Origin of the sequence: Micromonospora echinofusca, assembly GCF_017614955.1 — a bacterium.
Classification (GTDB): domain Bacteria; phylum Actinomycetota; class Actinomycetes; order Mycobacteriales; family Micromonosporaceae; genus Micromonospora; species Micromonospora echinofusca_A.
Genome location: NZ_WVUH01000301.1, coordinates 1 through 9,069, shown reverse-complemented (window position 1 = coordinate 9,069; position 9,069 = coordinate 1). Strand labels below are relative to the sequence as shown.

At 68.3% G+C, this 9,069-nt stretch carries 10 protein-coding genes and 1 pseudogene; 1 reads left to right on the top strand and 10 read right to left on the bottom strand.

Features of this window, described 5'->3' with window-relative positions; genetic code table 11:
* Positions 1–102 (top strand): annotated as a pseudogene (locus GSF22_RS35080) (IS982 family transposase); the annotation flags it as partial.
* Positions 103–123: 21 nt separating this feature from the next.
* Here GSF22_RS35080 and GSF22_RS26205 read toward each other — a convergent pair.
* From GSF22_RS26205 to GSF22_RS26160, 10 genes are all read right to left on the bottom strand, one after another.
* Positions 124–1,116 (bottom strand): hypothetical protein, encoded by a 993-nt coding sequence (locus GSF22_RS26205; RefSeq protein ID WP_208816402.1) that lies wholly within the window; start codon positions 1,114–1,116, stop codon positions 124–126.
* An 892-nt stretch (positions 1,117–2,008) separates the two neighbouring features.
* Positions 2,009–2,629, bottom strand: a complete 621-nt coding sequence (locus tag GSF22_RS26200) for a PIG-L deacetylase family protein (protein WP_208816401.1) — start codon at positions 2,627–2,629, stop codon at positions 2,009–2,011.
* Positions 2,623–3,495, bottom strand: coding sequence for a 5'-3' exonuclease (locus GSF22_RS26195; protein WP_208816400.1), 873 nt, complete (start codon positions 3,493–3,495; stop codon positions 2,623–2,625). The genes GSF22_RS26200 and GSF22_RS26195 overlap by 7 nt, the downstream gene beginning before the upstream one ends.
* 91 nt (positions 3,496–3,586) lie before the next feature.
* Positions 3,587–4,591, bottom strand: a complete 1,005-nt coding sequence (locus GSF22_RS26190; protein ID WP_244454158.1) for a glycosyltransferase family 4 protein — start codon at positions 4,589–4,591, stop codon at positions 3,587–3,589.
* On the bottom strand, positions 4,588–5,172 hold the full coding sequence (locus GSF22_RS26185; protein WP_208816399.1) for a phosphoribosyltransferase: 585 nt from the start codon (positions 5,170–5,172) through the stop codon (positions 4,588–4,590). Before GSF22_RS26185 ends, GSF22_RS26190 begins: the two co-directional genes overlap by 4 nt.
* Positions 5,169–6,098, bottom strand: coding sequence for a radical SAM protein (locus GSF22_RS26180; RefSeq protein WP_244454157.1), 930 nt, complete (start codon positions 6,096–6,098; stop codon positions 5,169–5,171). Before GSF22_RS26180 ends, GSF22_RS26185 begins: the two co-directional genes overlap by 4 nt.
* Positions 6,098–7,132: a glycosyltransferase gene (locus tag GSF22_RS26175; protein WP_307804335.1), complete on the bottom strand. Its 1,035-nt coding sequence runs from the start codon at positions 7,130–7,132 to the stop codon at positions 6,098–6,100. Before GSF22_RS26175 ends, GSF22_RS26180 begins: the two co-directional genes overlap by 1 nt.
* A gap of 2 nt (positions 7,133–7,134) precedes the next feature.
* Complete coding sequence (locus tag GSF22_RS26170; RefSeq protein WP_368856913.1) at positions 7,135–7,560, bottom strand: DUF6884 domain-containing protein; 426 nt, start codon at positions 7,558–7,560, stop codon at positions 7,135–7,137.
* Positions 7,561–7,646: 86 nt separating this feature from the next.
* The gene (locus GSF22_RS26165) at positions 7,647–8,234 is read right to left on the bottom strand and encodes a formylglycine-generating enzyme family protein (protein ID WP_208816396.1); all 588 of its coding nucleotides are present in this window, start codon (positions 8,232–8,234) and stop codon (positions 7,647–7,649) included.
* A 12-nt stretch (positions 8,235–8,246) separates the two neighbouring features.
* Positions 8,247–9,069, bottom strand: an 823-nt coding sequence (locus tag GSF22_RS26160) for an RNA-directed DNA polymerase (Reverse transcriptase) (protein ID WP_307804334.1), incomplete at its 5' end; no start/stop codon positions are given.

Here is a 9,069-nt window from a genome sequence, read left to right as displayed (position 1 = left end):
GCCCGAGTCGCGCAGCGAATCCTCGCCATGACCGCCGCGATCTGGCACAACCGCGCCACCGGCCAACCCGTGACCAGGTCCCTGATCGCCTACGACCACTGACCCGACTTCGGACTTACTCGTCTAGTACATCGTCACCAGACTGATGACGCGCTGCTCCTGATCATGCTTCAGCGCAAGCCGGCGATGTGTCAGCCCTCCGTCCTGCTTCTCGAACTCGGCTGCGACCGCGAAGAGCGGCGTCCCGTTCTCCGCGAACCGGAGATCGTAGATATAGCTCTGTGAGAGCTTCGCCTTGACCACTGAAGCGAGTTCTTCCGGCGTTACATCTTGCAAGCCGATTTTGGTCATGAGGCGAAGCTTATTTTCGTCGCGGAGTAGGTACTTGTCGAGCTTGTTTGGATGGACCAAGACTTTCACCGACTCAGTGTCAATCAGCTCTCCTGTGATCGCCGCGAGGTTAAGGATTCGGTCTTCCTCCGCTTGCCGCGCGTCAGTGGCCTCGATTTTATAAGAGAGGAAGCAGGCGAAGTAGGTGTCCACCAGGCTCACTATCTCGTATCCGTAAGCCGGCAGGTCGAACCCAACTGGATCCTGATCGCTTACCGCTGGATCATCGCCGCCGTGCGTGAGAATAGCCTTACGTCCATCAATGATCCAGAGGGGCGTCATCTTCCGCTCGATGAAGTTCCGGACAGGGCCCGCGAAGGACACATCAATATGTCCAGTATATCGGGCCTCATCCGAAAGCGATCTATGAATGCTTGCAACGTCGCTTGGGCGAAGATTATTGAAGTAGACCGCGTACTGGGTCTGCCAGTTCACCGGCTGAGGGCGCGCTTTAACGAGAGCATCCTCCATGGCGAGGATCGGCATCGCAACATGCCTATCGTCGAGATCCCCGTGAAGCACGCTCGTCCGTAGGTCCCTGCGAAGACTAGGCAGGTACTTTTTAGCGAAGGCGACGGCGTAGTTCCATGATGGCTCCTGCCACCAGTCGTAGAGGAAGACAGCCTGAATGCCGTCCCTCGTTGGCGCCAGGGACGACTTCAGCTCCTCGTAGCCAATTCCACGAGACGCCAGTAGGCCACGGATCCGCTTGGCCTCCTCCTGCATTGTTCGCTGGAACAGTTGCGGATCGGACTATGCGTACTCAAAGAAGATCCAGGGCATCAGAGTGTTGTCGCGAGCGTTTAGCACATGGAAGCCGAGCACGTGTCAACCATACTCGGACCTCGATCCCGCTGGGGGGTGCGTGAACTGCACTCACATCGGCATGAGCGGAAGCCACTAGGAACGGCCTGCCGTCACCCAACGTGATCATTGAGTCGCGTTCGCATCCCAACGTCGTCGGGCTCACCCGCGCTCTCGGACGCCGATTATCGCTATGTACGTCCAGGCGTACCTGGCTCTGCACTGGCGCCTGTACGCCGACATGGCGCGAGGTTCGCGGCGGCCCGTACGGCGGTGTCGACGCCGGCGGCCTTGCCGACCACCCGTGCGGCGAAGTCGGCGTGCGGGTGCGCGTCGGCGGCCAGGCGGCTGGTGGTGAGTGCGGCCAGTAGCGCGACGGTTATCTCGGCGTGGGTGCGGCCGAGGGACACCAGGGCGCTGTCCCGTACCCAGGGAAGCAGCCCGACCGGGTCTTGGCGGCCAGGGCTTCGGGACCAGGGTGTGCACCCCGGCGGCGGTGCCCAACGCGGTCGCGGTGACCAGCGGCCGGAACCGGGCGAAGTGCCGCCCGAACACTTCGAGGCCGTCACCGGTGCGACCGATCAGGTCGGTTGCCGGGTTGATGGGCACCTCGTGCAGGCGCAGCACGCCCCACGACCAGCCGCCCCGGCCGAACGGCTCGATCACCTCCCGCTCCAGCCGTGGCGGGTCGGCGTCGACGGTGGCCGCGCTGATCCGGCTGTCCGGGTCGCAGAAGAACACCACGAACCCGGCCGATTCCATCACGCGCGGTGGATCGACGCTCAGGTGCCACGGCCGAGTTCGCGCCTGGTAGTCAAAGACCGATTGCCTCTGGTAGGCGGCCGAGGATCGGCACCGCGCGGAACGCTTCCGCGTGCGCGGAGTTGATCCGGCGGCCGTGCAGCCTTCCGAGGGCCTCGGCCATCGGGCCGAAGTGATCGATGATCGGTTGGGATGCGTGTGCTCGAAGGGCACTGATCTTGGTGGGCCAGTGGACGCTGACGTCGATGATGGTCGGAAGGCGGAGGGGGTTTCCGCCCTGGTCGAGGTTGTTGTAGCCGTCACTGTGGTAGGCCCGTTTCGGGTGGCCGGTGGCGATGACGACGTCAGGTAGGGCGCTGAGGACCGCTTCGGCGCATTGGCGGTGTTCGGGATGGATGTCGCTGGCCGGGTGGGTGATCAGCACATCGGGGCGGACTTCCCTGAGCACGGTGGCGACGATCGAGACGGAGAGTTGCTCCATCAGGTAGAGGCCAGCCCCGAGGATGCGTGCGCCAGATGCGGCCTCGGCGTCGCGGACCGCATCGCGGTGAGGGACCGCGATGATGGCCGTTCCTCCGTCGTGGACATGGCGGGCGATGGTGCCTCCTGCCCAGAGTTCGGCGTCGTCCGGGTGCGCCATGACGGTGAGCAGGACGGAGGCGGGCGTCACCACAGGCCGAGCTCCTCGACGACGACGGCCGGTGCGGGCAGGAGCTTACTCGGCCTACCGGTCGGGGTGACGGGGACGGCCAGTTCGTGGTTGAGGCGGATCATGTCGCGCCACTTGCGGGCAATATCGAGCTGTTCGCGTACGAGGCGGCCACGGCCGGTGTCTAGCCGGCCAGTGCCTGGCAAGTCGTCAAGGGTGATGCCATCGGCGAGGAGGGTGGCGGCGGTCTTGGCGCCGATCCCGTGGACGCCCGGAATGTTGTCGGCGGGGTCGCCGGTGAGCGCGCGGAAGTCGGCCCACTGGGCGGGTGTGACCTGGTGGCGGGCGAAGACTTCGGCTGGGCCGATGTAGCGCTTGCCGGGGTGCATCTTGGTGTTGAGGACGCGGACGCGGTCGGTGACGAGTTGGTAGTAGTCGCGATCGCGAGACATGATCACGATCTGGCGCGGTGGCGGGGTGGTGTGGACGAGCGTGGCGATGACGTCGTCTGCTTCGGCGTGGTCGAGTTCGGTCCAGATGATCCCGTGCTGGTCGAGGCCGCGCTTGACATCGGGCAGAAATTGGATCGGGGCCAGGGACGCCTCATCGGTGGGCCGTTGGGCCTTGTAGGCGGGGTCGATCTCCTTGCGATCGCTGCCGCCGTACTGGCCGTCGAAGACGACGATGACCTCGGGCTGCTCGGTGAGGTCTTCACGGATGGCAACGCGGAGCAGGGCGAAGAACGCGAATACGCCAGTGAGCAGGCGGGTCTTGTCGCGGGAGCGGATCTCGGCGGGGAAGCCGAAGGTGGCACCCCAGAGCAGGTTATGTCCGTCGATGAGCAGGAGTGGACAGGGTTTGGGGGCAGATGGCAGGACGGAGCCGCCCATCAGCTCACCACCTTCAAGAGTTGGTTAGCGACAAGGGCGGGCCAATAGTCCCGCGAGCGGTAGTACGCGGCCCGTGATGCTGCGGCGTAGCCTACCGGGTCGGCCAGCAGGTGCTGGGCGGCGCGCCACAGGTTGTCTGGCGGGGCTGGTACGGCACGACGACGCCGCCGTCGCCGATCAGGCTGGGCAGGTTCCCGACGTCGTAGGCGACGACCGGGGTGCCCGCAGCCATGGCTTCCAGTGCGACGAGGCCGAAGGTTTCGGCATGGGACGGCACGATCACAACGCTGGCGCCGCCGAGCCAGGTCGACACCTCGTGCCAGACGAGGCCGTGCCGGAGAGCCACGCCGGGTGTCTCGGCGGCCAAGGCCCGGCACCTGCGGCGTACCTGTTCCTGGCTGCCGGCGGCCAACTCGAACGGTGCGTCGGCGAGCGCGACCTGGATGGGCCGGTCGAATCCGGTGATCGAGTCGAGCAGTTCGGCGACGCCCTTCTCCGGCCCGAGCCGGGCAAGGACGCGGATGGGGCCGGTGGCCCAGAGCCGGTAGCGGTCGTCAGGGGATTTTGGTCCGGGCAGGGTGAGCAGGGTGTTCGGCACCACGCTCCACCTGCTGCTGTCGTAGCCGCGGGCCGCCGCCTCGCTCAGCACCGTGGCCGAGGGCGCGATGACGGCGTCAGGGTTGCGGGACAGCGCCGCCTGCAGGTCTGCATCGTGGCCGACTACGTGTGCGGCGAGGACGTTGCGGATGCCCGGGTGGGTCGGCATGATCCGGCCGAGGCCCCACAGAGCGTCGACGTAGACGACCGAGTGCACCTGGCGCTGCCGGAACAGCCGCCCAAGCTCCTCGCCGATCGCTTCGGCGGAGGCGTCGATCGCCGCGCGCAGGGTGGCGTCGTCGCAGGGGAACCGCACGTCGAGGCTGCGCAGTCGCTCGATGGGCACGTTGTGGTAGATCGATGGCGCGGCCGGGTCGGCGGTGACGATGACGGCTCCGGCTTGGATGTCCTGGAGGCCGGCGGCGTGCGCGATGACCGCGCGCTCCATCCCGGCCGGCACATCGGGTCGCCAGGAGACGAGGACGAACGCGGTGGTCATGCGGTCTCGACCTGGCTCGGGGCCGGCAGGTCCTCGACCGTCGCGGCGGCGGGTGGCCGTTCCCAGGGAAACAAGACCCAGTCGTCGACGGTCCAGACCCACAGGTCCGGATCGAGGGCGCTCCCGGCGTTGCGGCACAACGCCACGGTGCGCAGGGCGACGTCCGGGCCGAGGTATGCAGTGAGCTCGGGCAGCAGGGCGGCGAAGGTGGCACCCGTACCGCAGATGTCGTCAACGACCAGGACTGTGCCGGTCAGGTCGTGCGCGGCCAGTCGTCTGGTGAGAGGGCTGAGGTCGTAGGTGACGATGCCGGTCGCTTCGGTGTAGGTGGCGTCGGTGGGGTTGTGCTTGGCATTGACCTGGTGGGTCGGCAGGCGGAGGAATTCGCTGATGGCTCGTGCCGGGGCGAGGCCGCCGTTGGCGATACCGATGGTGGCGGTGATCGGCCGGTACCGCTGCCGGGCGGCGTCGGCGAGCACCTCGATCGCCCGGTCGTAGGCGTCGGCCGGGATGCGGAGGAGCCGTCGGTGGCGGAACTGGCGTGGCTGGACAGGTGGCCGGCGCGCTGGTTGGGGGGTCACGCGATGCAGTCCGGGGTGGTGAGGACGAGGTCGGCGGTGCTGCGCAGAGGGTGTAGGCCGCCGATTTTCATGGCGGTGCTGTCGTTACGCCAGACTCGGCCATCAGCACGGATGACGGTGAAGTTGCCGGCGAGATCGCGGGTACGCAGCCGCATGTTGATCCGCTCGGGAACGTTCAGTGCGCTGAACAGCGTCAGGACGTCGTCATCGCTGAGCAGTTCGTCGGGCAGAGCGGAACCAGCGCCGATGGGCAGCATCTGCAGGGCACTGAAACCGCAGGCCCCGAGTCCGGCGGCGAGGTCCACCATCTCTTGCAGGTAGCCGGCGGTGCGGCGCATGAGCACGGTCTGGATCTGTACGGGGATGCGCAGAGCGACTGCGGTCTGGATGCCTTCGACGGCTTTGGCGAAGCTGAGCGGTCCTCGGATGGCGTCGTGGCGGTCCGCGTCGGGGCCGTCGAGGCTGACCCGGATGGCGTCGGTGTACTCGGCCAGTTCGGCGGCGCGTCGGGCCAGGTGCCAGCCGTTGGTGGTGATGGACGCGGCGCTGCGGTCCCCGCTCCGAATGATGTCCAGCAGCTTGGGCAGGTCTCGCAGTAGCAGTGGCTCACCGCCGGAGATGTCGACGCCGAGAATGTCGGTATTGGCAAGGACGTGGGCAACCCGGTGCCGTTCAGTGGTGTCCGCCTCTTCCACCGTGGTGTCGTCGAGGCACTGCGGGCAGTGCAGGTTGCACCGAACGATCGGCGACCAGCAGATGCTGTCCGGGGTTGACCGGTTGAGGTCGCCGAGGGCAACGGGTGGCCAGCCGGTCACCGTGGCCTGGGCCAGGGTGATCCGGCCGTTGCCGATGGGGGTGGGTGCGCGGTGTGTCATCCCGGATGCGGGGTCGTGGATGAGGTCGCCGTCAGCGGCGAAGGTTCGCATCATCGCAGGGTCTCTGCCTTCCGCAGGAGAGTTTCGGCGCGCTCGCCCAAGTCCGCGGCGCGGGCGGTGGGTGCGGGCTGCTCGCAGAGCTGCCGGTAGAGGGCGATCCGGGGTGCGACACCAGCGAGCTTGGCTTTCCACGCGGCGGCGGGATCGGGTGGGTCGATGTGCCAACCTCGGGCTTGCCGCAGCGGGATGACGAGGCAGCCGTGGCTGATGAGCGCAGCGCCGAGGTGGGTGTCTTCGGCGCCCCAGCCATCGGCCCCGAACCCGTCGGCGAAGCCGCCGACGTCCAGCACCGCGCGCCGAGGTGCGGCGACGAGGGAGGTGACGACCATGCGGGGCAGGTCCCAGTCGTAGTACGTGCGACCGTGACCGAGGTCAAGGAACTCCCGGGTGCCCTCAAGCGGCCGGCCGACGAACGCCTTCGGGTAGACCTGGCCGGTGTAGAACATCGGCACACCTGCCGGTGGGGTCCATCGCACCCGGTGATCCGCATCCAGGTCGGGCTCACCGGACGGCACGACCGGGTAGCCGTTGGCGTCGGGCAGGTACGGGATGTTGTGCCGGAAGCCGACAAGGACGGTGTCGTGCCGGGCGCGGGCAGCGATGTCGGCCAGGACGTGATCCCGCACGACCACGTCGGCGTCGAGGAACACGATCGTGTCGCCGGTGGCGAGGTGCACGCCGACGTTCCGGGCCGCTCCCGCCCCGGCACGGGCGTGCAGGCGGACGGCCCGGTCAATGCGCGGATGCGCGGCGAGCAGCTCGGTGGTGGCGTCGGTGGACGCGTCGTCGATCACGATCACCTCGACGGACGCCGCAGTGCGCTGCTCGGCAAGCGCGTCGAGAACCGGCGGCAGACTGTAGGCGGTGTCGCAGGCGGGGATGACCACGCTGATCCGGGCTCCGGCGCCGAGTTGCGGCGGGGTCGGGGCATGCCAGTCCAGGCCGGTGCGGTCGGTGAAGGCCGTGGTGACGTGGCGGTGGTCGTTGCCGGTGGCGGCGAGCGCCTCGTTGAGGGTGGCGGACACGCTCACCACCCCCACGCGTCCAGGATCGCGGCGGCCTCTGGCCAACTGCCCGCATGGTCGGCGATCCAGTGAATACACGGCCGTCGGCTGTCGGAGAGGAGATCGGCGAGCAGCACCAGATAGAGCGGCTCAGCGACAACGAGGATGTCGTCGGGGGTGTGGTCCCTGAACAGGTCGGGTTGCAGCTGTGCCCAGACGCGCGGGCGCAGCTCGGAGGCGCGGGCCGGGTCGAGAGGGCGGTCGTAGGTGTGCAGGTGGGTGTCAGCGGTGACGAGGCCGTGCGCGGCGGACAGGAAGCGGACCCGGCTGCGCTGGTGCGGCAGGTGACCGACCCGGGAGCGCAGGTCTGGGACACAGCCACCGTCGTAGAGGTCGAGGGCAGGCATCGGCGTGGCCGTTGGCGTCTTCTCTGCGGAGCAGCCGACGATGACCAGCTCCGCCGGATGGGTGTGGGCCGTGTTGGCGGTATGGGTAAGGGAGCCGACGGGATGGGCCAGTCGCGGGCGTCGGAGATTCATGGGATGCGCACCGGCCTCACGGAGATGCCAGGGCTGCGGCGTTCGACGGGCGCTGCGTTGAGGAAGGTGGTGTGGGCATACAGCGGCGGCGAGGCGTACGAACCACCCCGGATGATCTTTCCCTGGCCCATGGCGGTGCTGCTGGTCCATTCCCAGACGTTGCCCGCCAGCCCCAGCACGCCCTGGGGCGTGGCGCCCGCCGGGTGCCGTCGGACCGGCTGGGGAGCACGTGGTGACTGCCCGGCACCCGTGAGCAGAGCGTGGTCAGGGATCCACGGTTCGTCGCCCCACGGGTACAGGCGGCGACTTGATCCGGCGGCGATCCACTCCCACTCCACCGACGTAGGCAGGCGCCCGCCAGCTGCGGCGGCGAGCCGGACGGCGTCGTCGTAGCAGATGCCGGTGACCGGCAGGTCGGTGTCGCCGAGGTCGCACTGCGCGACGGTGAGCGGCGTCTCCGCGACGAGGAGCGCCGGCACGGGGCGGGGTTTACGGGCGTCGCCGTAGAGGCAGGTACCGGCAGGGACGTGTACCCAGCGCACGGCGCCGACGACTGCGGGCAGTCCGGTCGGTGTGATGGTCATCGGTGGTTCCCTTCATCCGTCGATGAGGAACAGGTCTTCGGTGTTCGCCTGGTGCGGCGGCCGGACGCGGCTCTTGCGCGGGTGCGGCTGCAGCCGCACCGTGGCGAGGGCAGCGGTGAGGGCGTCGAATGCGACGGTCGCGCCGGGCTCGTCCGCCGCGAAGACCAGGTAGTTGTCGGCGAAACGTACGGCCGGCCAGTCAGTGAGCAGTGCGTCAACCTGGGAAAGGCGCAGGTGAAACAGCACCGGCCACAGGCCGCTGCCCGGGACCAGCGGCGTCGGCAACGCCTCGACGGCGCGGCGGAACAGACGCAGGAACGAGCCGTCGGCCACGTGGACGGCGAGCCAGTCCACGAACTGTTCGGTGCTGCCGCCCGTCGAGGCACCAGCCACGTCGACATCGGCGACCCACTGCCGTCCCGCCGCCAGGTGCTGCTCGGCTTGGCGCAGGGCGGTGATCCGGTTGCGGCGCGGCCGGTACGCCGATACCCAGTCCGCCAGGACGTAGTGCTCGAGGATCGGCTCCACCGCCCGGCGCATTGCCCGGTGCACGATGCGGTCCTCGACCGTCGGGATAACCGCGGGGAACACCTTGCCCGTGTAGGACGTGATCTCCACATGCCGTAACGGGCCCGGCTCCCACGTCCCCGTCCGCAGCCGGTCGGACAGGTCACCGAGACGCGCTCGCAGACCACTGCGGTAGCCGGCCCAGGTAAACCCGTCAGCACCCGGTGCGGCAGCGCGACGCATGCACAGCCGGGCCGCCGCCACCAGATGTGGCAGGTCTACCAGGAAGGGCATGAGTGAGTGCGCTGGGGCCTGCACAGGTGGGGCG

Excerpts from the sequence above, each read along its gene's own strand:
- GSF22_RS26205 (WP_208816402.1), bottom strand. The coding sequence starts at position 1,116 with ATGCAGGAGGAGGCCAAGCGGATCCGTGGCCTACTGGCGTCTCGTGGA.
- GSF22_RS26195 (WP_208816400.1), bottom strand. The coding sequence starts at position 3,495 with ATGGGCGGCTCCGTCCTGCCATCTGCCCCCAAACCCTGTCCACTCCTG.
- GSF22_RS26190 (WP_244454158.1), bottom strand. The coding sequence starts at position 4,591 with ATGACCACCGCGTTCGTCCTCGTCTCCTGGCGACCCGATGTGCCGGCC.
- GSF22_RS26180 (WP_244454157.1), bottom strand. The coding sequence starts at position 6,098 with ATGCGAACCTTCGCCGCTGACGGCGACCTCATCCACGACCCCGCATCC.
- GSF22_RS26165 (WP_208816396.1), bottom strand. The coding sequence starts at position 8,234 with ATGACCATCACACCGACCGGACTGCCCGCAGTCGTCGGCGCCGTGCGC.